Source organism: Streptomyces sp. NPDC033165 (genome assembly GCF_055577965.1).
The window spans coordinates 104,524-126,198 of sequence record NZ_JBVIPK010000019.1; the positions used below are offsets into that span (position 1 = coordinate 104,524).

A 21,675-nucleotide genomic window follows, 5' to 3' on the forward strand; every position below is an offset into this window, starting at 1 on the left:
GTACAAGCTTTCTTGCTGTTCCGGCAAACCCGCCCCGGGCGGTCAGACCAGGAGGCTCAGCAGGTGCGCGCAGGCGGCGGCCTCGTCCGGGTGGCGGGCGACGACTTCGTACGTGCCGCGCTCGAAGGCCCCGGTCTCCCACCGGCCGTCGGCCGCCCGCCGGACGAAGAGGAAGTCCGGCGGGGTGGGAGCGGGCTCGTGGACGCCCTCGATCCGGTAGTAGCCGCCGGGGATTCGGGCCTCGACGAGTGCGGCGTGCAGCGCCCGGCTGTCCATGGGTTACGCGCCCGCAGGGGTCAGGTAGGCGTGGTCGAGCAGCCACTTCACGTTCAGCCGCTGCCCCTCGCCCGGGTCCAGGAACACCGCGTCGAGCTTGATCTGCTGACCGCCACCGGGCTGCTCGAACCACGGGGCGATGCTGCCCTGCCAGACCCAGAAGGGCTTGGCCACCTTGTAGACGCGGTAGTCGCAGGGGGTGGCCGCTTCCCTGGTGTTGAGGTTCTGCGGGGGCAGGGCGCGCTCGGCGTAGGCGTCGCCCGCCGGGGCCAGATAGCCGCCGTACTCGGAGCCGAAGCGGTCCAGGCGCTGGCCGGTGCGGAGCTTGACGGGCTCCTTGTCGATCTCGCCGTTCACCTCGGCGAAGCCGTCGTTGGGCGGGTACTTCCAGCTTCCCGTGTCCGCGGGCCCCTCCCAGTACTTCTTGAGGAAGTCCCTGGGTGTGAGGTCACCGGTGCGCTGGTAGCCGTTCAGCAGCGGGCCGACGGGGGCGAGCCGCTTGCCGGGCAGCCACTTCGGACCGAGGCGGGCGTCGCCGCGGAACTCGCCGGTGCAGGGTGCGTGGCGCTCGGCGGCGGGCGCGGTGCCGACCGGCTGCGGGGCGGCACTCGCGGCGGGGGCGGTGATCAGTCCGGCGGTGATGCCGAGCGCGGCAAGTACGGTACGCATGCGGTTCATTCAGGGGTCCCCTCGAACACGGACGACAGACACTGATGACAGGCGCTGATGACGGCGCTGATGATCAATCAGGACAGCTGACGTAGGGTAACCGCTCGACTACTGGGGACTGCCGCGCCGTGCCGCTTTCCGGCCAGCGGACCGCGAGTGCGGACTGCCTTTCGCGCACGTCCCTTGCCGGACAAGCCTGTTGAAGGATGTCCAAAAGCCGTGCGCTCGGCCTGGACCCTACAGATGGACGCGCTCACATCAAGAACGGCGTGAGGCCGCCACGCGAACACGGTCGCTCGCGCCGTCGGAGAGGAACAACGCCAGTTCCCGCCCCTCCTCGGCCACGGCACTGCGGTCGGCCCGGGAGAAGGTCCGCAGCGGGTCCACCGTGACGGTGCCCTCGGTGACGGTCCACGTGGCGGCGGTGCGGCCGTCCACCAGCACGACCCTTTCACCGGCGACCGAGAGGCCGCGGTGGGCGTCGTCGATGATCCGGCCGCGGTCCTGGTAGCCGAGGATCGCGTTGTCGAAGGCGGGCAGGAACCGTACCGGTGCGGGGGTGCCGGGGTCCGGGCGCGGCGCGTCCGGAAGGTCGAGCAGCTCCCGGCCCCGCTCGTCGCGGAAGCTGACCAGTTCGCCGCGGAGGGCCGCCACCGCACCGGGCAGCCCGGCCAGGCCCGACCAGGCGCGCAGGTCGGCGGTGGCGGCGGGGCCGTGGGCGGCCAGATAGCGGCGGACCAGCGCCTGGCCCACCGGGTCCGTGCCGTCGGGGGCGGGCGGGTCGACCGGGCGGCCCAGCCAGGAGGCGAGCGCGACGTTGCGCACCCCGCCCTTCGTGCGCCAGAGTCCCCGGGGCGGCGCCTGGGCCATCGGTACGAGGGCGGCGACGACCACCTCGCCCAGGGGGCGCGGCCCCGGCCCCGGCCAGCGGGGGGCGAGCTCCCGTACGATCTCGGCTGCCGCACGGGGCTCCCCATCGGCCATCAACTCCCGCCCCTCCGCAGCGAGTTCATCGAGGTCGACCCCTTTCAGCTCGTCCCGGTAGACCCCGAGCACGCGTTGCCGCAGCATCGCATCGTGGCGGGACCGCCAGGCGAGGACGTCGTCGGCGGCGACGAGGTGGATCGTGCGGCGCATCAGGTGGGTGCGCACCACGGTCCGCCGCGTCAGCAGGTCCGAGAGGTCCACCGGGTCGAAGGCGGCGAGCCGCGACCAGAGCCCGACGAAGGGTTCCTGCGGCTCCTGCGCCTGGAGACCGCAGAGGTGCGCCACCGCGTCGGCGACCGGCAGGTCGGCGCGGTCGAGCAGCAGCTGCCGGGCGAGCGTGGCGCGGTTCAGTGCCCGGTTGTCGAGGACGGTCATCGGCCCTCCCCGGGAATCAGGTCGCCCGCTGTCCGTCGAGGCTCTCGCGCAGGATATCCGCGTGCCCGGCGTGCTGGGCGGTCTCGGCGATGACATGAGCCAGGACCCGCCGAACGCTCCACACCGCACCGGGCTCGTTCCAGGGCGCGTCGGGGAGCGGATGGGTCGCGGACAGGTCGGGGACGGTGGTGACGATCTCCTCGGTGCGGGCGGCGACCTGCTCGTAGTCGTGCAGAATCCCGGCCACCGTCTCTCCGGGCAGCATCCGGAACTGCTCCTCCCGGTCGATCGCCCACTGCGGCAGCTCACGGGCCGTGCCGGCCATCAGGTCGTCCCAGGTGACCCCGTCGGGCAGCGCGAAGGAGAGCGCCGAGGGGCCCTCGGTGACGAAGCGCAGCCAGCCGCTCTCCGTGGCCGTGACGTGTTTGATCAGGCCGCCCAGGCACAGGGCGCTGACCGTGGGGCGCAGACCGGCCTGTTCGTCGTCGAGGCCGCGCACGGTGGCCGTCAGGGTGGATCGCGCGTCGGCCAGAGCGGCGAGCAGGTCGGCCCGCTCGCTGTCGAGGGAGGAAAGGGTGGTGGTCGTGGAGGTCACGGCGATGGAGTCCTTCCGGTGGTTCACGTCGTCCGGTACGAGTTCCACTCTCCCAAGAGAAGAGGACAGTCAGTGTCCTCTTCTCCAACCGATACTGGCGTCATGCCGAAAACATCAGCGCGCCTGCTGTCGCTGCTCTCCCTGCTCCAGGCCCGCCGGGACTGGCCGGGGCTGGCTCTGGCCGAGCGACTGGAGGTCAGCCCCCGCACGGTGCGCCGGGATGTCGACCGCCTGCGCGAACTGGGCTATCCGATCGTGGCCTTCAAGGGGCCCGACGGCGGCTACCGGCTCGACGCGGGCGCGCGGTTGCCGCCGCTGCTGTTCGACGACGACCAGGCGGTCGCCCTCGCCGTCGCCCTGCGCACCGCTGCCGCCACCGGGGCCGGGATCGGGGAGGCCGCGGCCCGTGCGCTGACCACGGTCCGGCAGGTCATGCCCGACCGGCTGCGCCACCGCCTCGACGCCCTGCGCATCACCGCCGTCGACCGTACGCCGGGCCCGCCCGGCCCGCAGGCCGACCCGCGCGTGCTCATGGCGCTCAGCGCGGCCGTGCACGCGGGCGAGGTGCTGCGCTTCGACCACTCCCCCGCGTACGCGCCGCGCACGGACGAGACCGGGGGCTCCGCCGCCCGGGGAAGCTGGTTCCTGGCCTCCGGCTTCGGCCCCGGGCCGCCTGGTACCGCAATCGGCAGGTCTCGCCGAGGATCACGATGCACGTCGGCAACCACCGCTACGCCGGCACCGCCCACTTCCCGAGCGCCGACGAGGGCGGCGAGATCATGGCCCGCTACGGCCCCGCCCACCCTCGTACGGCCCGCCGGCTGTGCGCCTTCATGGGTTTCGACGTCGCCGACGGCAGCGCGGCCTCCTACCGGCGGGCCGGGCACCGCATCCCCTTCGTACGGCTCGGCGCGGCCCACCGGTCGGCACCTGCGCTGACCGGCCCGTCGCACACATCCTTACGGACCCGTGACGTGTGCGCGCCGTGCCCGGCCCGGGGGATCGCCGGGCCCTAGCGTGGCGGTCATGCGCGTACTGGTCACCGGCGGAGCCGGGTTCATCGGGTCACATGTCGTCACCGCCCTCGACGCGGCCGGGCACGAGAGTGTGGTGCTGGACGCCCTGCTGCCCTCGGCCCACCCCGGCGGCACGCCCCCGCAGCTGCCGGGCGAGCGGGTGGTCGTCGGGGACGTCCGGGACCGGGAGGCGGTGGCGGGCGCTCTGGTGGGGGTGGACGCCGTGTGCCACCAGGCGGCCATGGTCGGCCTCGGAAAGGACTTCGCGGACGCCCCGCTGTACGTCGGGTGCAACGACCTCGGTACGGCGGTGCTGCTGGCGGAGATGGCCGCGGCCGGGGTGCGCGACCTGGTGCTGGCCGGGTCGATGATGGTTTACGGCGAGGGCCGCTACGACTGCCCGCGCCACGGCACGGTCCGCCCGGGACCGCGCGCGGAGGCTGATCTGCGGGCGGGGAGGTTCGAGCCGCGCTGCCCGGACTGCGCCGCGGTGCTCTCACCGGGCCTGGTGGCCGAGGACGCGCCGGCGGACCCGCGCAATGTGTACGCGTCGACCAAGCTGGCCCAGGAACACCTGGCCGCCGCGTGGGCACGGGCGACGGGCGGCCGGGCGGTGTCCCTGCGCTACCACAACGTGTACGGGCCGGGGATGCCGCGCGACACCCCGTACGCCGGTGTCGCCTCGTTCTTCCGCTCGGCCCTGGCCCGCGGTGAGGCTCCCCGGGTCTACGAGGACGGGGGCCAGCGGCGCGACTTCGTCCATGTCCACGATGTGGCGGCGGCGAACGCGGTGGCCCTGACGGCGGTGAAGGAGCGGCGGCCCGCGTCCTTCGCCGCGTACAACACCGGCAGCGGCGAGCCGCACACCATCGGCGAGATGGCCGCCGCCCTGGCCGGCGCGCACGGCGGGCCGGATCCGGTGGTGACCGGGGAGTACCGCCTCGGCGACGTACGCCATGTCACGGCGGACTCGCGGGCACTGCGCGAGGAGCTGGGCTGGCGGCCTCGGGTGTCCTTCGCCGAGGGGATGGCGGACTTCGCGGCGGCCCCGCTGCGCGGTTCGGGGGGCCGCCGGGAGGAAGGCGCCGTCACGCTGTCGGGAGCGTGACCGAGAAGCATCAGCCGCCCTGTACGTTGCGGACCTCGGCTGGTCCGGCGTGCGTCTCGACGATGCCGGGCACGATGGCGAGACCGAGGCCCGCCCCGGCCGGAGGGGTGCGGGCGTGACTGCCGAGCCGGCCGGTGTCGAAGACCTTGGGCGGGTCCTCCTCCGGGATGCCGTCGCAGCCGTCGGTCACCGACAGCACGACGCCCCCCGTCCAAGCGGTGTGCCACGACGGCCACGGTGCCGTCGGGCGAGGTGCGGCGGATGGCGTTGATATGGCGTTGATCAGGAGATTGCCCAGGACCCGGCTCATCTCCTTGCCGTCGGCCTCCACCGGCACCTCGTCGATCCGGTCGCCGACCAGCCGTACCCCGTGCTCGCGGGCCAGCGGGTCCACCCCGGCCAGCGCGTCGCCGACCAGGTGGTAGAGGGAGATCCGGGCCGTCGCCAGGGTGAGCGAACCGGCCTGGATCCAGGAGAGTTCGAAGAGCTCGCCGACCATGCCGTTCATCCGCTCGACCTCGGTCCTGATCTGCCGCGGATAGCGTCCGGAGTCGGCGGCCATGCCGTCCTCCAGCGCCTCGGCCATCGCCCGCAGCCCGACGAGCGGGGTACGCAGATCGTTGCGAGATGCACGCGACGAGTTCGCGCCGCGCGGCCTCCGGCGCATGTTCGCGCACCCGGGAGCTGTCCAGTTCGGCACTGCTGGCGGCCAGTTCGCGGGCAGGCTCGGCGAGCTCGGCGGTGGTCTGCCCGGCGGGCGCGGCGAAGGCGCCGCCGCCCCCGAACGGCCTTATGGCAAGGGCCAGTTCACGGCTCTGGGCGGCCACCCAGCGGCCCGGCAGGATGGCAGTGGCCAGGGAGACCAGGGCGGCCATGGCGACGACTTTCGTGACGACGCCGAGATCATGGGACGAGAGGAAGATCGCCCAGGCGACCGTCAACGTCCCGGCGAGCATCGCCGTGACGGACACCCCGGCGACGACGCTCAGCGAGACCACCGGCGAACGGTGGCGCAGGAGACGCAGGACGCCCGCTCCGAGGAGCCCGGCGGCCGCTGCTCCCAGAAGGCGAAGAGCGCGATGAGCAGGATGTCGTTCACAGCGACCCATCCGTCCATGGCGGGGAGCCTCAGGTCCAGGACGACGAGGTCGGGCCGGCAGGCCGCGAACCGTCGCAGCGCGGCGGGTCCGTCACCGGCCTGCTCGACGGCGTAACGGGCGCGGTGCAGGCAGCCGACGACGGCCTCGGCGACGGTCGGGTCGTCGTCCGCGACGAGGACCCGCCGCGCGTCCCCTCGGGGGCGGGCTCCGGATGCCGGGCGGGCGGGGTGCCCTCCATGGCTTCCACTGTGGCAACCTCCGCCCGGCGCGTCGGGGGCCGACCGCCCCCATCCGGCCGATGTCTATGTTTCGTAAGAACCTGATGCCAGAAATGCCGGAGTTGTCTCCGTAGGGTGAGGCGGGTGACCGATTCTTCTGCCGCTGTTCCGTTCCCGCCCGCCCCGCACACCGGCCTCCCGAAGGCCGACATCGTTCTGCCCTGTCTCGACGAGGCGGCCGCACTGCCCTGGGTGCTCGACCGCATCCCCGACGGCTGGCGCGCGATCGTGGTCGACAACGGCTCGACCGACGGTTCGGCCGAACTCGCCCGCTCCCTCGGCGCGAGCGTCGTCACGGAGGAACGGCGGGGGTTCGGCGCGGCCTGTCACGCCGGGCTGCTCGCCGCTGAGGCCGAGTTCGTCTGCTTCTGCGACTGCGACGGCTCGCTGGATCCGGCGCTGCTGACCGGCTTCGTGCGGCGGATCGCGGACGGTGAGTGCGATCTGCTGCTCGGCCGCCGCCGCCCCGAGGGCCGGGGCGCCTGGCCGCCGCACGCCCGCGCGGGCAATCTGGCGCTGGCCCGGATGCTGCGCCGCCGCACCGGCCTGCGCCTGCACGACCTCGGCCCGCTGCGGGCTGCCCGCCGCAGCGACCTGCTCGCCCTGGGCCTCACCGACCGGCGCAGCGGCTATCCGCTCCAGATGGTGGTCCGGGCCTCGGACGCCGGGCTGCGGGTCACCGAGAACGACGTCCCCTACCGGCCGCGCACCGGCAGGTCGAAGGTGACCGGCACCTGGCGCGGGACCTGGCAGGCGGTGCGCGACATGCGGGGCGTCCTGCGGGAGCCACCGGCGGACCGCGCGCCCGGCCGGGCCGCACGCGCGGAGACAGGGACCGCCCGATGAGCGCGCCAGGAGACGGAGGCCGTTCGACGAGCGCGCCCGGAGACGGAGGCCGTTCGACGAGCGCGTCCGAGGACGGGGACCGTCCGGTGAGCATGTCCGGAGACAGGGTTCGTTCGACGAACGCGCCCGGGCCCACGGAGTTGCTGGTCATCGCGAAGGAACCGGTGGCCGGACGGGTCAAGACCCGGCTCTGCCCGCCCTTCTCCTCCGCCGAGGCCGCCGAGCTGGCCGCCGCCTCCCTCGCGGACACCCTGGAGACCGTGCTCGCCCTCCCCGCCCGGCGGCGCGTCCTGGTCCTCGACGGGCGGCCGGGCCCCTGGTTGCCGCCGGGGTTCGAGGTGGTGCCGCAGAGCGCGGGCGGCCTCGACGAGCGGCTCGCGGCGGCCTTCGGCGGGTGTACGGGGCCGGCCCTCCTGGTCGGCATGGACACCCCGCAGATCACGGCCGCGCTGCTCGCCCCCGCTCTCGCGCCGGACGCCTGGGAGGGCACCGGGGCCTGGTTCGGTCCGGCCGAGGACGGCGGCTTCTGGGCCCTGGGCCTGGCGGAACCCGATCCCGCCCTGTTGCGCGGGGTACCGATGTCCGTCCCGGAGACCGGTGCGGTGCAGCGGCGCAGGCTGGTGGAGGCGGGGCTCGTGGTGCGCGATCTTCCGGTCCTGACCGACGTGGACACCGCGGCCGACGCCCACCGGGTCGCGTCGGCCGCGCCGGGCGGCCGGTTCGCCGCAGCGCTCGGCCGGCTGACCGGGGCGGGGGTGCGATGAGTACGACCGTGCCCTCGTCCGGGTTCACCGCACCGGCCCCCGCCGGTGCCGCCGAAGCCCCCGACACGCACAAGGTGCACGAGGCGCAGAGGGCACATGAGACGTACGAGGTGCCCGACGCGCACGAGGCGACCGCCGACGGCTCGTACGCCTCCGACCCGCCGGCCCGGTCGGGCGCGAACCGCGCCGCCCCCTGGGGCGCCGACCCGTACGCCAACGCCCTGCGCACCGGCCGGGGTCCGCTGTTCCTGCGCCGCAGCGACGGCTGGCTGCTGCCCCTGGACGTGGAGCGCTGGTGCTCGGGGGCGGGCTCCGCCGACCTGTCCGCCCTGCACCGGTGCGAGGGGCCGGTGCTGGACATCGGCTGCGGTCCGGGGCGGCTGGTCGCGGAGCTGGCCTCACTCGGACACCGGGCGCTGGGCATCGACGTCAGCGAGGCGGCGGTGGCCCGTACGCGCGGTCTTGGCGGCGCGGCGCTGCTCCGCAGCGTGTTCGACCCGCTGCCCGGAGAGGGCCGTTGGGGCACCCTCCTGCTCCTCGACGGCAATATCGGCATCGGGGGCGACCCGGCCGCCCTGCTGGACCGGGCGGCCGAACTGCTCGGCGCCGGCGGGCTGCTGATCGCCGAGACCGCCCCCGTCGACGTGGACGAACGGGTCCGGGTCCGTCTCGACGACGGCCGGGGCGGACCGGACGGAAGGACCGCCCACGCGGCCGGGCACGACGGCGCCGCCGAGCCGTTCCCCTGGGCGCGGATCGGGACGCCGGCGCTGCTGCGGCACGCCCGCGCGGGCGGCTGGCGTACGGCCGATCAGTGGGGTGCGCAGGGGCGGACCTTCGTCTCCTTGCGCCGGCCCGTACGGGAGCGGAATGCCCGGACCAGCAGCCAGAGCGCGGAGAGCGCGAACAGCGCGCCGGTGATCAGCAGCCAGTTGCCGAAGTAGACGTCCGGGGTGGTGCCGGCGGCGGCCTCGTACCGCCGTTCGGTCCGCCGGGTGATCAGCGGGAACCAGATCAGCAGGAGCAGCCCGGAGAGGAACGCCGGTACCCGCACGAAGTTCACCAGAGCCCGCCGGGGGCCGAGCGCGGCGCACAGCGCCCGGTCGGCCCCGGCGTACACCGGCAGCAGCACCAGGTCGTGCAGAACGGCCGACCCCGCGAACCAGATCAGCACGCCGACGGTGTCCCCGTCCAGCAGCCGTACGCCCGCGTAGCCGGCCAGGCAGAACGTGGCGGCGAGCAGGAGCAGATGGAGCGGGCCCTCGCCGTAGAGCCGGCGCGGCGAGAAACGCGGGCGGCGGGGTGCGGCGGACAGGGGAGGCACGGCTCGGGTGGACATCACAGCTCTCCGAACGTCAGGGTCTCGACCCACTTGGTGTTCAGCACCCCGGGCGCGGCGGGGACGATGATCCGGGCCGGGTAGCCGTGGTCGGGTGACAGCGGCGCGCCGTTCACCTCCAGTGCGAGCAGCGAGCGGCCGTCGCGTACCTGGTTGTCGCGCAGCGCTGCCTTGCGGAAGGAGCCGCTGCGCTGGAGCGACTCGACGAAGACGCCCGGTGGGCGGTCCGGGTAGCCGGCGAGCACCGCCAGGTCGCAGAGCCGCACCCCGCGCCAGAGCTGGTCCGAGGTCGACCAGCCCTCCACACAGGCGATCGGGAGGGCCGCACTGTGCTGTTCCATGGCCAGTAGTTCGGCCCGGGAGAAGCGGAACTCCCCGGCCGGCCCCCGTACCGTCAGCCGCCAGCGCTCACCGGTGTCCGCGGGCGTGATCCCTATGGCGGCGGCGGTCTTGTTGATCTGGAAGGCGTTCGGGCCCGGCCCCGGGTCGGTGCCGCCGCGCGGGGTGAGGAGCGCGATGCTGCGCAGTGGCCCGTCGAAGCTGCGACCGGCCGAGGTGACCAGCAGAAGGAACGAACCGGCCCCCACCATGGCCAGCGCGCCGCGCCGGGACAGGGTGGCCGGCAGCGGGTCGGGGGCTGAGAGGGGGTCCGGTTCGCCGCGCGGGATGCCGTTGCGCAACACCCGTACGGCCTGGGGCAGCTTGAGGGCCACATGGGTGACGAAGCCGGCGAGGAAGACCCAGGCCCCGTAGAGGTGCAGGGGATAGAAGGAACCGGGGAAGACGTAGTCCAGCTGGATGTTGAGCAGTCCGGTGAGGAATTCGAACAGCGCTCCGCCCACGAGCAGCAGCAGCGAGATCCGCTCCAGGGCGTGGCCCACGGAACGGGCGGGCGGCAGCGCGAAGAGCCGGGGAATCACCGACCACAGCTTGGCGAGCAGGACGGGCACGAGCACGATGCCGACGGTGACGTGCAGGCCCTGGGTCAGCCGGTAGAGCCAGTGCGGGCCGGTCGGCCAGGAGAACAGGTAGAAGCCGAGCCACCCCTTGCCCGGGGTCTTGTCGTTGACCCGGTTCAGGTCCGGGTTGTAGGCGGCGTACGAGAGCAGACCGGTGACGAACAGCAGCGTGAGTCCGGCGAGCAGGACGACGCCGAGCACGGCGGTGAAGCGCACCCCGCGCACGGGGCTGCGCCAGAATCCCGGGTCGGCGGGCGTACACGGGGAGCGGAGGGAATCGGGGAGGGAGCGGATCATCCGGCGGCGTTCGGGCATGAGACCGACGCTAGGCCGGGAACACCGCCGACGGGCGGATGTGGCTGCTGACGAAATTCTGACGTCGCGGCCTGGACGCCTGGGGAGATCTGACGTCGCGGCCTGGAGCGAGGGCCGAGGCCGCGGCGAGAAGGGGAACCGGTATCCCGGCGGGAGGAATCTGACGGTTCGGTGACGCGGCCCTGCCGGACCACCCGACTGCCGTCCGGTGTGCATAGCGTGTCAGCGTGAAGATCGAGGACGCCACCCCCACGGACACCGCCGGAGGCACGGGGCACGGCCCGCCCGCACCGCCGGACCGCAACCACCGCGCCCGGCGCGCGGGGCGGTCGGACCTGATCGCCGCCACCGCGGGCGTGCTGCTGATCGCGGCCGCGGTGGTCGTCGGCCATGTCATCCAGAACCGCGACGGGAGTCTGCGCGCCCAATGGCCGCCGCTGCTGGCCTCCTGGGACCCGCATCTGGGGCCGGGCACTCCGGCCGCCCTGATCATGGCGGTCCTGGTGGTCTCCTACGGCCCGCCGCTCGCCGCCCGGCTGCCCTGGCGCGGGCTGCTGGCGGCGGCCTGGGCCGGGTCGACGGCCTGGGTCTTCTCGATGGCGCTGATCGACGGCTGGCACCGGGGCGTCGCGAGGCGGCTCACCACGAAGCACGAGTATCTGCGGGTCATCGACCGCTTCGAGGACATCCCCGCCACCCTGCGCGACTTCACGAACCACATCGTGATCGGCGAGCCCGGCAACTGGCCCGCCCATGTCGCCGGGCACCCGCCGGGCGCGACGCTGACCTTCGTGTGGCTGGACCGCATCGGTCTCGGTGGCGGCGCCTGGGCGGCGCTCTGGTGTGTCGTGGTGGGCAGTTCGGCGGCGCTGGCCGTCCTGATCACCGTGCGCGTGCTGGCCGACGAGCGCCTCGCCCGCCGCGCCGCGCCCTTCCTCGTCCTCGCCCCGGCGGCCGTCTGGGCGGGCGTGTCGGCCGACGGCTACTTCACGGCGGTCGCCGCCTGGTCGGTGGCGCTGCTCGCCCTGGCCGCCACCCGCCGGGTCCGCTTCCCGGCCGTGGCGGCACTCGGCGGGGGTCTGCTGTTCGGGTGGACCTGCTACCTCAGTTACGGGCTGGGGCTGATGGCGGCTGTGCTGCTGGCCGTGCTGGTGCTCACCCGGACCGCCCGCCCGGTGCCGCTGTTCCTGCTCGGCGCGCTGGTGGTCCCGGTGGCCTTCACGTTCGCCGGGTTCAACTGGTGGACCGCCTACCACCTGCTGGTCGAGCGCTACTACCAGGGCGCGGGCGGTGTCCGCCCGTACGGCTACTGGGTCTGGGCCAACCTGGCCTGCGCGACCCTCGCGGCCGGGCTCGCCGCCGTCGCCGGGCTGCGCCGGAGCGCGGTGGCCGCTCCCGGTGCCGTACGGGCACTGCGAAGCGGCCCCGCGACAGCTCCCCCGGAAGGGCGACTGGCGTTGCTCGTGCTGGCGGCGCTGGCGGCACTGCTCGCCGCGGATCTCTCCGGCATGAGCAAGGCGGAGACCGAGCGCATCTGGCAGCCGTTCCTGCTGTGGCTACTGCCCGCTGCGGCGCTGCTCCCCAGCCGGAGGGTCCGGTACTGGCTGGTCGCGTCGGCCGTTCCGGCCCTGCTGATCAACCACCTTCTGTGGACAGGCTGGTGACCGGCGCACCACAGCGGTGCCCCACATGGTGCGCCGCGGTGGGCCTCAGCCGGCGGCCACGGCCAGGTCCTCCAGCGCGAGGTTGAGCCGGAAGACGTTGACATGGGGTTGGGGAAAGCAGCAGGGCCCCGGAGACGACCCGTTCGCCGCGTCGATCGCCGTCACCCCCACGGGCCGGCTGCTGTGTATGACCTCCGAGTACGGACTCAGCAACTGGGCCGGTGCCCACCCCAACATCGTCGCCGTCTCCGAACCCGGCACAACCCTCTGCCCGGGCCGCCAGCCCGTGCTGTGCGCCATCACGACCTTGGACGCGCGCACCGACTGCCAGAGCGATGCCGACTCCTACACGCACGTGCGGTATGGCGACGAGCCGGTGGGGCGCGGCAACCGGCCATCGCCTTCGTTGGCCGAGGCCCTCTCCGAGCTCACCGGGACCAGCGACAGCCTCTACGGCTACGTCGACTCCAGGGTGACCCGCCCGGCAGCGCTCGGCGATGACCTGTTCGTCGTCCCGTCTTCGGGAAGACCTACCGTTCGAGCAACCGGGGGCAGGAGTTCAGCTTCGCCCTCGTCGACGACGGCGGGGTGTTGCAGGGCCGGCTGGGAGGCTTGCACCTGCGCGAGGACAGACCGTTCACCGGCTTCGACTTCACCGTGGTTGGCGACCCGTACCGCGCCCGTGCCTTCCATCTCAAGGGCTACGGCCTGTACGCGTGAAGCGCCGACGAGTGCTGCGCGCCCGGAGGCCCACTGCGGAGAAGCCCTTCAAGCCCCTTGTCCACTGCGCCCTGCTGGAGTGCACACCCGCGGGTGAGCTGCTCCTCGCACACCGCAAGCAACACCCTCTGCTGCGAGTGCCGGTGCCGCAGGACCTGGACGACCTAGCGGTCGCGGTGGAGGCCGCGCTGAAGGGCTACGGGCACGAGCGCACCGTGCTGAAGAAGCAGTACTCGCCCGTGAACTGGCTCTGGTCGGACAGCGCGGCCACCGCGAACCATCTCTGACGATGCATCATCTCGATTGCCGTGCCGTGCCGTGTGCGGTGTGGCTGATAGTGCCGCACGTGGAAGCCAAGTCCGTCCAGCGAACCCTTCGCTCCCAGGGGCAGCAACCGATCCAAGGGCTCGACTACAACCGTCACTCAGCGTGCCGGCTTCACGGGATGTGAGCCAGAAACTGAGCTCGGGAGGCACTGGGGTTCTTGCCAGGGCAGCATCGGGATGTTCCTGGTGAAAGGTCCTGCTCATGCCGCAAATGTCGAAGGTCGAGCTGTACGCGGCGATCCGGCGTGACCATCGCGGCGGCATGTCGATGCGGGAGCTTGAACGCAAGCACGGCGTGACGTGGCGGACGGTACGGAAGGCGTTGGACTCGTCCTGGCCGGAGCCTCGTAAGAAGCTGCCGCCCCGGGCCACTGCGCTACCCGTACAAGCCGGTGATCGACGAGATCCTGCGGGCGGATCTGGACGCGCCGCGCAAGCAGCGGCACACTTCGACGAACTCGGCTACATGGAACTGGACCGCCGCGGCGCCGAACTCCTCTTCCAGGTCCTGACTGAACGCGAGGAGAAGAACAGCGTCGCCATCACCTCCAACGAGTCCTTCGGCAAAGCGCACATGTTCCGGCGAACCCGTGCCAGGTGCTGCCGAAACTTCACGGGTTCAAGCGGAGGGCGAGACGGTCGTCGTCACCGCGTCGGGGATCAACGCGATCAGCTGCTGAGACCAGCAATCCGATTGCTGTGCTGCGACCTCAGCTCCGCAGGCATCGCAGACGAGGTTGGGCCGTCCAAGCCGTCGAGTCCGCAGCATCCGTTGAGACGCCGACGGTGAGGGTGTCTGGCCACCCCCGAGATGTCGTCGGGATTGAGCACGAGCACGCCGGTGTGAGCGCTGACCGCACACGACCCGCATGGCATGAGTGGTGGCAGGAACCTGTGTCCCGGGGTTTCCTCCGTCACCGGAGGCGGCATCGGCACTTCCTGGAGGTCGGGGCTGATTCGCTACTGACAGGCACTGCAACAGAAGACGGTCACGGAAGCTATTCTGCGTGAGCCTCGGTGCTGTTTCTCGTCATTTTCGGCCTGGCTCCGAGGCAGGGAGTCTGAACCTTCCCCTTGATCGTGGACACCTGGAGACGGGGGCCTAAGGTTCCAGAGGAAGTAGCACCAGGTGGGAAGCAAGTACACGAAGCGGTACACCGCTGAGTTCAAGCGGGACGCGATCGCGCCCGTCGACTCCTCGGGGAAGACGGTCACCGCCGTCGCTCGGGAGCTCGGCATCAGCTCGGAGTCCCTGCGCGGCTCGTACCGCCAGGCCAAGGCGGATAGGGGCGAGGGCGCCCCGGGAGAGCTTGCGACCGCCGAGCGCGAGGAGCTCAAGCGGCTGCGACGGCAGAACGCCGAACAGGCCAAGACGATCGAGGTGCTGCCAAAAGCCGCGGTCTTCTTCGCGAAGGAGAGCGATCGGTGAACGAGACGCACGCGTTCACCGAGGCGGAGAAGACCACCCACGGCGTCGCTTTCCTCTGCCGCCTGCTCAAGGCGGCCCGTTCCTCGTTCTATGCCTGGCTCGCCGCCGCGAAGACCCGCTCGGGCCGCCGGGCCGCCGGGCCGCCGAACAGGCCCTGGTGCACGCGATCACCGTGATCCACATCGGCTCGCACCAGACTCATGGCGTCCCGCGTGTCCATGCCGAACTGCGGCGCCTGGGACGGCGAGCGAACCGCAAACAGGCCGCCCGCCTCATGCGCGAGCACGGCATCCCGGGCGTCACCCGCCACAGACGCCGTTCGCTGACCAGGCCAGACAAGAAGGCCAGGCCGGCCCCGGACCTGATCGGCCGCAACTTTCACGCCGAGATGCCCGGCACGAAGCTGGTCGGCGACATCACCGCGCTGCCGACCGCCGAGGGCCGGCTCTACCTCGCCTGCTGGCTGGACCTGGCCACCCGCGAGGTCGCTCGCTCGTCGATGGCCGACCACCATCGCGCTGACCTCGCCGTGGACGCCCTCGACATGGCCCACAGCCGCGGTGGACTGCAACCCGGCTGCGTGATCCACAACAATCGCGGCAGCAGGTACACCTCGACCCGATTCCACGCTCGAATACGACAGCTGGGTCTTCGCCAGAGCTGCGGGCGCACCGGATCTTGTTCCGACAACGCCGCCGCAGAGAGTTTCTGGGCCCTGCCCAAAGAAGAGATCGGCACCCGTGTCCGGCCCGACCGGGCCACCGCACGAGCCGACGCCTTCGACTTCATCGAGACGTTCCACAACCGCCGCCGCCTACACAGGCACAAGGTCTTCGGCTACCCCCCCCGGCCGAGACCCGGCAGCGGCACCAGCACGCCCTCGCGGCATAACGATCACGTATCCGAGATCACGGGGAAACTTCACCGTTTGGGTCGTCCGCGCCACAGGCCATCGAGTGGCGGTCACCGGCCACGGCGGCGGCGCCGGTCGGTACCGGAGCCGCCGAGTCACTCACTCCACCAGGTGGTGAAGCCGGTCCACCACGTGCGGTCCGTATCCGAACCGCTCACCGACGCGATCCAGCCTGTTGTACAGATCGCGGGAGACCCGGGACCCGAACGCCTCGAAGCCGTGCAGCAGAAACCGGAACGCGATTTCGCTGCACACCTTCTCCGCACAGCGCGTCAACGCGTCGCGCGCTTGCGGCAGGGTGACTCCGACTGCGTCCTGCCCTGGATCCAGCCGGTCGATCAGCCCCTTGACGTCGTCGGCCAGCAGCCGGTGCTCGTACATCAGTGAAGGGACACCCACGCCGGTCTCCGGCCCGCCGGTTCCCAGGGCGCAGGCCCCAGTGCCGGCAGTCGCTGCTCCTGCGCCCCCGTGGTGCGGCTCCGCCGTCCCGGCCGCGGGTGCCAGAGTCCGTTCCAGCCAGTCACGCTCCTGGCCGCCGATCTCCGGGCTGCCGTCGAGTGCGTTGCTGTCGGTCAGTCTCCACAGGGCGTTCAGCTCGGCGCCGGTGAGACAGGATCCCACCAGCCGCCGGACGTCGTCGCCCAGGAGGAGGCGGCGCCTGCCACTGTCGGCTCCGACGGGCCCGTACCACTGGGTGATGTGATCCCACTGGTCGGCCGCGAAGAGCACCCAGTCGCCGTGGAACGAGCCGCCCAGGCCGGTGAGTCCGAAGTCGAAGCACAGGTCATCGCTGCTCATGGTCCGGTCGTGCACACATGCTCCTGTCACTGGGCTCAGACCGGGTAGGCCGTGGAGACGTAGTAGCCACCCGGCTTGTGGCCGGGCGCGCGCTGCAGGAGGACCATGTAGCCGTTACCCGCCTTGCTGTGCTGCCCGGTGTGGGTCATGACGTCGCCGAGGGAGTTCTTCGCTCTGAACGTACCCTTGAGTTCGAGCGGCTGCCGGGCTCCCTCTCTGAGCCACTTGTCGATGCGCGCCTTGTTCCCGGCTACGGCGTGGTCCACCACCTGCTGGGCGGTCTGCCGGTCGGTCCAGCGGCTGTTGGGCGTGGGCCGGCCCCTCTTGCGTGTCTTCTCGATCGCAAGTTCCTTCATCCGGTCAAGATCGACGTCGACATGCTCGTCCAGGGTGTGCGCCCGACCGGGAAACCGGCCGGCGTCCTTGACGAGGTCCGTGCAGTTGTGGACCAGTGCACTGCTCTCGCCGACGCCGACGTAGTAGCTGTCGATGCCACTGACGTCGAGGTCGTAGGTGATCTGTTCCTGGACGAAGCTGTCCGTCGCCGATACGGCAGTCTCCCGGCCCGTGGCGTCGAGCAGACGGTTGCCCGGCTTCAGCTCATCCGCTCGCAGCCACGCGCGGAGGTCGGCCGCCCAGTAGAGGTGGTGGCCGGTGGAGGTCACCGATCCGGCGTCGGTGGTGAGACGGGTGAACTCCTTGTCGGATGCGGTGACGATCCTCGACAGGACGGGACGGGCCCTGGTGAAGGGCGGGTCGTCCGGGGCGCCCTCGGGGGCCGTCGCCAGCACTTCGTCACCCGGCCGGATGTCCTCGATGCGCTTGCGCGTCCCGTCGGCCATGACGACTGCTGTGCCCTGCGGGAAGCTGTTGCAGGTGACGGCGTCGACTCCCTTGCGGGCGTCACGGATGTCGTTCGCGTCCAGCACCTTCTTGCCGACCTTGACCCAGCGCATGACAACCAGCGCGCCGAGGGCCCTGTCGAAGCCGCTCAGCTGTTCGCCGGTCATCATGTCCTTGCCGGTGATCGCTTCCACGACGCCCTTGCCGTCGCCGATGCCGGGCAGCAGGTCGAGCACCAGGGACATGCGGCGCTCCTGTTCGGCGGTGCTGAGGCCGGACTTTCCGGAGCTCCAGGTGTCACCGATGTGGGAGAAGTCGAACTCGATGCCCGGGAGCCCACGCAGTTTGGCGGCGGCCTTCTTGATGCCGGGAACGTGCTTGTTGACGTTCTTCACGGCCTTGTTGGAATCGGCAAGGCCCTGGTTGAGCTTATCCATGCCGCGGTTGGCCTGAGCTATGCCCCGGTTCATCTGGCCGAGGCTGCTGTTGATCTCGTCGACGGCACCGTTCATGTCGTCGAGGGCGCCGCCCATCGTGGCCAGGCCCGCGTTGATTCTGTCGAGGTCCTTGCCGACTCCCTCCAGACCTGTCCTGACGCTGTTCGCCGCCTTCTGGAATCCGGGGTCGCCGACCAGCTGGGCCAGAGTGAGTGTCAGGTGCACCATGATCAGCACGAATTCGACCAGGACCAGGACGGTGCCGATGGTCTCGATGACGTCGGCGAACACCTTGTCGATGTCCTTCTTCGCACCGTTCAGCGCCGTGCGTACCTGTGCCTCAGCCTGGGCCCGGACGGAGGGATCTGCGATCTGCGAGGGGTCCTGCTGAAGGATGTCCTTGAGTTCGGCGAACCCGGCGACCCCCTTCTCCAGGTTGCCGAAATGCTGGACGGTGTCCTTGTGGCCTTCGTGCATGCCGTAGGCGAAAAGGCCGACGCCGGCACCGACCTGGACGGCCTTCTCGCCGAACTCGCGGTAGCAGGCGGGCTTCTCGAAGAACGGCCGGTCGGTGCATCCGGAGTACTTGGCCGCTGCCCGGACCAGCTCCGCCAGCCTCTCGACGCGGCTCTCCGCCGCTTCCTTGGCGGCGGCCTTCGCTTGGATGCCCTGTACGGCTGACGCCGTGCTCTCCCCCATGCCCAGCGAGATGAAGACCGTGAGTACGGCCAGAAGCGTGATCAGTCTGCGTGTCAAGCGGTAGTACATGTGCGCCCTACGTGAGAGGACCCCACCGCGGCGAGTGGTCGACTCGCCCCGTGCGGTCCCGTGTTCCCCCTGATGGACGCGCCATCAGATTACCGGGCGGTAGCTTAAAGGACGCGGGCTGGACCGCGCACTCCTGGTAAGCGTCAGAACACGGTGGCCGGGGCCACGCCGTGGCCCCGGCGAGAAGGAGGCGGTCGATGCGGTGACGCCGAGGGACACCGACGGCGTATGTACCCGGCCCGGGCGACGAGGAGCCGTACGGCTGTGTGCGGCTCCCCGAGGCGGCGGTGAAAGGCGACCGGGTCACTGCCGGGCCTGAACAGGACCGGCTCGTCGGCCTGTACGGCACCGTCCACGCCGCCCGCCCCGGCACGACCTCGGCGACGGCCTCAGGCCTGGGTGCCCTCTGTGAAGCCGCGATGCGGGCTGCCCCGTGCCGTGTGGGCTTCGCGCTGGCCCGGTGCACCGTCGAACGCCCGATGCGGGAACTCGGCATCACCGGCGCCGTCCGCGGGAAAAGATCACCACCACAATCCCGGACAACGCCGTCGAGCGGGCACCGGACCTACTGGACCGCAACTTCGTCGCGGCCGCCCCCAACCGCTGCTGGGTCGCCGACTTCACTTGCGTCAAGACCTGGTCGGCAGTCGTCTACGTCGCCTTCGTCGTCGACACGTTCTCCCGCCGGATCGTCGGCTGGTCCGCCGCTACGTCGAAGGAGACCAGACTCGTCCTGGACGCCCCGGACATGGCCCTGTGGCAGCGCGACCGCGACGAACAGCCCCGTCAGCGGGGCGAGTTGATACATCATTCCGATGCCGGGTCGCAATATACGAGTTTCCGGCTCGCCGAGCACCTGGACGCCGCCGGCATCGCGGCCTCGATCGGCTCCGTCGGTGACGCCTACGACAATGCCCTCATGGAGTCTGCGATCGACCTGCTCAAGACTGAGCTGATCAAATCGGGGCGACCCTGGAGGACGCTCTCCCAGATCGAGCTGGCCACCGCGGAATGGATCGACTGGTACTACCACCGCCGCCTCCACGGTGAAATAGGGCACATCCCACCCGTCGAATACGAGACCAACTACTACCTCACGACCACAAAACCCCAGGTCACAACCACAATCTGAAGTCTCTACCGAACCCTGGGCGGTTCACTGCGGGACTTGCTCCTGGCTCTGCCAAAAGACTTGCTCGTACTCGGCGGGCGGTACGCAGTCGAGCGCGGAATGGAGGCATTCTTCGTTGTATCAGGTGGCCCACTGGAAGATCGCCCGCTCGACCTGATCGACGTCCTTCCAAAGGCCCTGCATCTCGATCAGCTCGGCCTTCAAGGTGCCGCTCAGGGCCTCGGCCATCGCGTTGTCGTACGAGTCGGCGACGGAGCCGACCGACGCGGAGGCGCCGATGTCGGACAGCCGGTCGGTATACCGAATTTGATACGCATGGGGACCCGCGGTCGCTGTGATGAATGAGGCCGGAGTCCTGCTGGATCCGGCGCCTCCACAACGCCATCTCCAGGGCTTCCAGTGGAAGTTCGGTCCGCATATGGTTCGCGACCTGCCACCCGACGATCATCCGCGAGTAGGCCTCCAGGACGAACGCCACATATGCCCAGCCGGACCAGGTGCGGACATACGTCATGTCCGCCACCCACAACTGGTCGGGGCGGGAGGCGGTGAAGTCGCGGTCGAACAGGTCCGGCGGGCGGGGCGCCGACGGTTCCGGGACGGTGGTGCGGCGGCTCCGGCCGCGGAGACGCCCTCCAGGCCCAGCTCGGCCATCAGCCGTTCGACGGTGTAGCGGGCCACCTCGTGTCCCTTGCGTCGAAGCGCGCGGGTGATCCGGCGGGCGCCATAGGTGGCCCCGGACTCCGCGTGAATCTCCTCGATCAGTGGCATCAGCGTCTCGTCGCGGAGCCGACGGTCTGGCTTCGGCCGCTTCTTACGGGCGAAGTACGTCGACGGCGACAGCTCCAGCACCCGGCAGACGGGATCGACCCCGAGACCTCTGTGACGCAGGTGGTCGATCACCAGCTCGGCCTCGTCCGGGGACGGTTGATCTCCTGGGCACAAAACGTGCTGGCGGCTTTGAGAATCGCATGCGCCCGCCTCACCTCCGCGACTTCTTCACGGAGTTGCCTGAGCTCATCCTGCTCGGCGGTGGTCAGCCGCTCGTCACGCTCGCCGTGATCGGCCTCGGCCTGGCGGGACCCAGCCGCGCAGGGCCGCCTTGTGGATGCCCAGGTCCTTCGCGACACGCCCGATAGGCCGACCGGTGGTGCGGACCTCGCGGATCGCGCGCTCGCGGAACTCGTCGGGGTACTTACGGGGTGCTGCCATGGTGCTGGTGGTTCTCCTTCGCCAGGACGGTAACCCTGGCATCAGGGACTCCACAAAACTCAGTACAGCTCAGGCGGTGAACTCCTCCCACACCAGGAACCGAGCCGTCGGAGAGCAGGCCGACGCCACCCCGAAGAGTTGGTGGCTCCTGCGGAAACTCCGTTGCAGCACCGCCCGCATCACCGGCATCGTCAAGGCCGTCCTGGCCTTGCACCTTGCCACGGCAGCCTGAGGCATAGACAAGGACAGCGCCGCCTTCAACGACAGCAAGGGAGCATGCTCACCGTGACAGACGTCAGAGTCACCTACGACGAGACCGTGGACGCAGCGTACGTATACCTCACCGAACCGCAGGCCCCCGTAACGTCCGCGCGCATGTATCCCTGCGATCCAGGGGACATCGACGGCATGATCAACCTCGACTTCGACGAGCAGGGCCGCCTCATCGGCATCGAGGTGTTGGCGGCCAGTTCAAAGCTTCCCGAGTACCTGCTCCAGTCCGCGGAGCGACTGGACACCGAAGGTGCGTGACCAGTCGAGCACCACGCTCGCGGCAAGCAGGTTGGAAAAGGCTCAGTGGCCGAGCAATCGCCGGTAAGTGCCTTCCGTCAGCGGGAGGTTCCCCGAGACGTTGGCGCGTTGGCGCGTTGGCGCGTTGGCGGGGAACAAACAGGCCGTCCCTCCGGCCACTGGTCCAGCGCCCGGCGTTGTTACTGAGGTTGAACTGGTGATGTCGTAGGGGCTGACGACTTCTCGCCGGTGCGGTATCACCGGGGTATGCGGTATCCACAAGGGGGCGGGCTGAC

Annotated in this window: 21 protein-coding genes and 5 pseudogenes; 13 read left to right on the forward strand and 13 right to left on the reverse strand. The window is 70.9% G+C overall.

The window, feature by feature from the left end; all coding sequences use genetic code 11:
* Positions 1–42: 42 nt before the first annotated feature.
* The 4 genes from ACZ5WC_RS30745 to ACZ5WC_RS30760 all read right to left on the reverse strand — a co-directional run bounded on the left by ACZ5WC_RS30745 (position 43) and on the right by ACZ5WC_RS30760 (position 2,902).
* On the reverse strand, positions 43–276 hold the full coding sequence (locus ACZ5WC_RS30745) for a hypothetical protein (protein ID WP_468543879.1): 234 nt from the start codon (positions 274–276) through the stop codon (positions 43–45).
* Positions 277–279: 3 nt separating this feature from the next.
* Positions 280–954, reverse strand: coding sequence for a TNT domain-containing protein (locus tag ACZ5WC_RS30750; protein WP_468543880.1), 675 nt, complete (start codon positions 952–954; stop codon positions 280–282).
* Positions 955–1,203: 249 nt separating this feature from the next.
* The gene (locus ACZ5WC_RS30755) at positions 1,204–2,307 is read right to left on the reverse strand and encodes a winged helix DNA-binding domain-containing protein (protein ID WP_468543881.1); all 1,104 of its coding nucleotides are present in this window, start codon (positions 2,305–2,307) and stop codon (positions 1,204–1,206) included.
* Between the two features lie 16 nt (positions 2,308–2,323).
* Complete coding sequence (locus ACZ5WC_RS30760) at positions 2,324–2,902, reverse strand: DinB family protein (RefSeq protein ID WP_468543904.1); 579 nt, start codon at positions 2,900–2,902, stop codon at positions 2,324–2,326.
* Positions 2,903–3,004: 102 nt separating this feature from the next.
* Between ACZ5WC_RS30760 and ACZ5WC_RS30765 the strand changes: the two genes are divergently transcribed.
* Both ACZ5WC_RS30765 and ACZ5WC_RS30770 read left to right on the forward strand, forming a co-directional pair.
* The gene (locus ACZ5WC_RS30765) at positions 3,005–3,841 is read left to right on the forward strand and encodes a helix-turn-helix transcriptional regulator (RefSeq protein WP_468543882.1); all 837 of its coding nucleotides are present in this window, start codon (positions 3,005–3,007) and stop codon (positions 3,839–3,841) included.
* Positions 3,842–3,928: 87 nt separating this feature from the next.
* Positions 3,929–5,026: an NAD-dependent epimerase/dehydratase family protein gene (locus tag ACZ5WC_RS30770; protein ID WP_468543883.1), complete on the forward strand. Its 1,098-nt coding sequence runs from the start codon at positions 3,929–3,931 to the stop codon at positions 5,024–5,026.
* Between the two features lie 10 nt (positions 5,027–5,036).
* On the opposite strand, the gene ACZ5WC_RS30775 is transcribed toward ACZ5WC_RS30770, so the two are convergent.
* The 3 genes and pseudogenes from ACZ5WC_RS30775 to ACZ5WC_RS30785 all read right to left on the reverse strand — a co-directional run.
* On the reverse strand, positions 5,037–5,693 hold the full coding sequence (locus tag ACZ5WC_RS30775) for a sensor histidine kinase (RefSeq protein ID WP_468543884.1): 657 nt from the start codon (positions 5,691–5,693) through the stop codon (positions 5,037–5,039).
* A gap of 318 nt (positions 5,694–6,011) precedes the next feature.
* Entirely contained in the window at positions 6,012–6,143 is a 132-nt protein-coding gene (locus tag ACZ5WC_RS30780; protein WP_468543905.1) for a hypothetical protein, read from the reverse strand.
* Positions 6,135–6,364: pseudogene (locus ACZ5WC_RS30785) on the reverse strand (response regulator transcription factor); the annotation flags it as partial. The pseudogene ACZ5WC_RS30785 and the gene ACZ5WC_RS30780, both read right to left, overlap by 9 nt.
* A gap of 124 nt (positions 6,365–6,488) precedes the next feature.
* Between ACZ5WC_RS30785 and ACZ5WC_RS30790 the strand changes: the two are divergent.
* The 3 genes from ACZ5WC_RS30790 to ACZ5WC_RS30800 all read left to right on the forward strand — a co-directional run bounded on the left by ACZ5WC_RS30790 (position 6,489) and on the right by ACZ5WC_RS30800 (position 8,958).
* Positions 6,489–7,250, forward strand: a complete 762-nt coding sequence (locus tag ACZ5WC_RS30790; protein ID WP_468543885.1) for a glycosyltransferase family 2 protein — start codon at positions 6,489–6,491, stop codon at positions 7,248–7,250.
* Positions 7,251–7,342: 92 nt separating this feature from the next.
* Entirely contained in the window at positions 7,343–8,014 is a 672-nt protein-coding gene (locus ACZ5WC_RS30795) for a TIGR04282 family arsenosugar biosynthesis glycosyltransferase (protein WP_468543886.1), read from the forward strand.
* Positions 8,011–8,958, forward strand: a complete 948-nt coding sequence (locus ACZ5WC_RS30800; protein ID WP_468543887.1) for a class I SAM-dependent methyltransferase — start codon at positions 8,011–8,013, stop codon at positions 8,956–8,958. Before ACZ5WC_RS30795 ends, ACZ5WC_RS30800 begins: the two co-directional genes overlap by 4 nt.
* A 394-nt stretch (positions 8,959–9,352) precedes the next feature.
* Here the strand turns inward: ACZ5WC_RS30800 and ACZ5WC_RS30805 are convergent, their stop codons facing one another.
* Entirely contained in the window at positions 9,353–10,627 is a 1,275-nt protein-coding gene (locus tag ACZ5WC_RS30805) for a molybdopterin-dependent oxidoreductase (protein ID WP_468543888.1), read from the reverse strand.
* Between the two features lie 227 nt (positions 10,628–10,854).
* Here ACZ5WC_RS30805 and ACZ5WC_RS30810 point away from each other — a divergent pair, with 227 nt between their 5' ends.
* The 5 genes and pseudogenes from ACZ5WC_RS30810 to ACZ5WC_RS30830 all read left to right on the forward strand — a co-directional run.
* Positions 10,855–12,291: a hypothetical protein gene (locus ACZ5WC_RS30810; protein ID WP_468543889.1), complete on the forward strand. Its 1,437-nt coding sequence runs from the start codon at positions 10,855–10,857 to the stop codon at positions 12,289–12,291.
* Positions 12,292–13,007: 716 nt separating this feature from the next.
* A complete protein-coding gene (locus ACZ5WC_RS30815) occupies positions 13,008–13,298 on the forward strand; it encodes a hypothetical protein (RefSeq protein ID WP_468543890.1) in 291 nt (96 codons plus the stop codon).
* Between the two features lie 490 nt (positions 13,299–13,788).
* Positions 13,789–13,899: pseudogene (locus tag ACZ5WC_RS30820) on the forward strand (ATP-binding protein); the annotation flags it as partial.
* A gap of 567 nt (positions 13,900–14,466) precedes the next feature.
* Positions 14,467–14,766 (forward strand): transposase, encoded by a 300-nt coding sequence (locus ACZ5WC_RS30825; RefSeq protein ID WP_468543891.1) that lies wholly within the window; start codon positions 14,467–14,469, stop codon positions 14,764–14,766.
* Positions 14,648–15,577 (forward strand): annotated as a pseudogene (locus ACZ5WC_RS30830) (IS3 family transposase); the annotation flags it as partial. The gene ACZ5WC_RS30825 and the pseudogene ACZ5WC_RS30830, both read left to right, overlap by 119 nt.
* Positions 15,578–15,778: 201 nt before the next feature.
* Here ACZ5WC_RS30830 and ACZ5WC_RS30835 read toward each other — a convergent pair.
* Both ACZ5WC_RS30835 and ACZ5WC_RS30840 read right to left on the reverse strand, forming a co-directional pair.
* Entirely contained in the window at positions 15,779–16,477 is a 699-nt protein-coding gene (locus ACZ5WC_RS30835; protein WP_468543892.1) for a hypothetical protein, read from the reverse strand.
* Positions 16,478–16,512: 35 nt separating this feature from the next.
* Complete coding sequence (locus ACZ5WC_RS30840) at positions 16,513–18,513, reverse strand: RNase A-like domain-containing protein (RefSeq protein ID WP_468543893.1); 2,001 nt, start codon at positions 18,511–18,513, stop codon at positions 16,513–16,515.
* Positions 18,514–18,985: 472 nt separating this feature from the next.
* On the opposite strand from ACZ5WC_RS30840, the gene ACZ5WC_RS30845 reads away from it, so the two are divergent.
* A complete protein-coding gene (locus ACZ5WC_RS30845) occupies positions 18,986–19,657 on the forward strand; it encodes an IS3 family transposase (RefSeq protein ID WP_468543894.1) in 672 nt (223 codons plus the stop codon).
* A 358-nt stretch (positions 19,658–20,015) separates the two neighbouring features.
* Here the strand turns inward: ACZ5WC_RS30845 and ACZ5WC_RS30850 are convergent.
* From ACZ5WC_RS30850 to ACZ5WC_RS30860, 3 genes and pseudogenes are all read right to left on the reverse strand, one after another.
* Positions 20,016–20,171, reverse strand: a pseudogene (locus ACZ5WC_RS30850) (DDE-type integrase/transposase/recombinase); the annotation flags it as partial.
* Positions 20,168–20,560 carry an IS3 family transposase gene (locus ACZ5WC_RS30855; protein ID WP_468543895.1) on the reverse strand — a complete coding sequence of 131 codons (393 nt, stop codon included), beginning with the start codon at positions 20,558–20,560 and terminating at the stop codon, positions 20,168–20,170. The gene ACZ5WC_RS30855 and the pseudogene ACZ5WC_RS30850, both read right to left, overlap by 4 nt.
* Before the next feature lie 144 nt (positions 20,561–20,704).
* A complete protein-coding gene (locus tag ACZ5WC_RS30860; RefSeq protein WP_468543896.1) occupies positions 20,705–20,869 on the reverse strand; it encodes a transposase in 165 nt (54 codons plus the stop codon).
* A 70-nt stretch (positions 20,870–20,939) separates the two neighbouring features.
* Here ACZ5WC_RS30860 and ACZ5WC_RS30865 point away from each other — a divergent pair.
* Positions 20,940–21,101: pseudogene (locus tag ACZ5WC_RS30865) on the forward strand (IS5/IS1182 family transposase); the annotation flags it as partial.
* Between the two features lie 44 nt (positions 21,102–21,145).
* Positions 21,146–21,400: a DUF2283 domain-containing protein gene (locus ACZ5WC_RS30870; RefSeq protein ID WP_468543897.1), complete on the forward strand. Its 255-nt coding sequence runs from the start codon at positions 21,146–21,148 to the stop codon at positions 21,398–21,400.
* Positions 21,401–21,675: the final 275 nt, after the last annotated feature.

What these genes read in the sequence shown, in the direction of transcription:
- ACZ5WC_RS30860 (WP_468543896.1), bottom strand. Translation starts at nt 20,869, where the DNA reads ATGGCAGCACCCCGTAAGTACCCCGACGAGTTCCGCGAGCGCGCGATC.
- ACZ5WC_RS30755 (WP_468543881.1), bottom strand. Translation starts at nt 2,307, where the DNA reads ATGACCGTCCTCGACAACCGGGCACTGAACCGCGCCACGCTCGCCCGG.
- ACZ5WC_RS30805 (WP_468543888.1), bottom strand. Translation starts at nt 10,627, where the DNA reads ATGCCCGAACGCCGCCGGATGATCCGCTCCCTCCCCGATTCCCTCCGC.
- ACZ5WC_RS30795 (WP_468543886.1), top strand. Translation starts at nt 7,343, where the DNA reads ATGTCCGGAGACAGGGTTCGTTCGACGAACGCGCCCGGGCCCACGGAG.
- ACZ5WC_RS30745 (WP_468543879.1), bottom strand. Translation starts at nt 276, where the DNA reads ATGGACAGCCGGGCGCTGCACGCCGCACTCGTCGAGGCCCGAATCCCC.
- ACZ5WC_RS30835 (WP_468543892.1), bottom strand. Translation starts at nt 16,477, where the DNA reads ATGAGCAGCGATGACCTGTGCTTCGACTTCGGACTCACCGGCCTGGGC.
- ACZ5WC_RS30765 (WP_468543882.1), top strand. Translation starts at nt 3,005, where the DNA reads ATGCCGAAAACATCAGCGCGCCTGCTGTCGCTGCTCTCCCTGCTCCAG.
- ACZ5WC_RS30775 (WP_468543884.1), bottom strand. Translation starts at nt 5,693, where the DNA reads ATGCGCCGGAGGCCGCGCGGCGCGAACTCGTCGCGTGCATCTCGCAAC.
- ACZ5WC_RS30800 (WP_468543887.1), top strand. Translation starts at nt 8,011, where the DNA reads ATGAGTACGACCGTGCCCTCGTCCGGGTTCACCGCACCGGCCCCCGCC.
- ACZ5WC_RS30780 (WP_468543905.1), bottom strand. Translation starts at nt 6,143, where the DNA reads ATGGACGGATGGGTCGCTGTGAACGACATCCTGCTCATCGCGCTCTTC.
- ACZ5WC_RS30750 (WP_468543880.1), bottom strand. Translation starts at nt 954, where the DNA reads ATGAACCGCATGCGTACCGTACTTGCCGCGCTCGGCATCACCGCCGGA.
- ACZ5WC_RS30870 (WP_468543897.1), top strand. Translation starts at nt 21,146, where the DNA reads ATGCTCACCGTGACAGACGTCAGAGTCACCTACGACGAGACCGTGGAC.
- ACZ5WC_RS30770 (WP_468543883.1), top strand. Translation starts at nt 3,929, where the DNA reads ATGCGCGTACTGGTCACCGGCGGAGCCGGGTTCATCGGGTCACATGTC.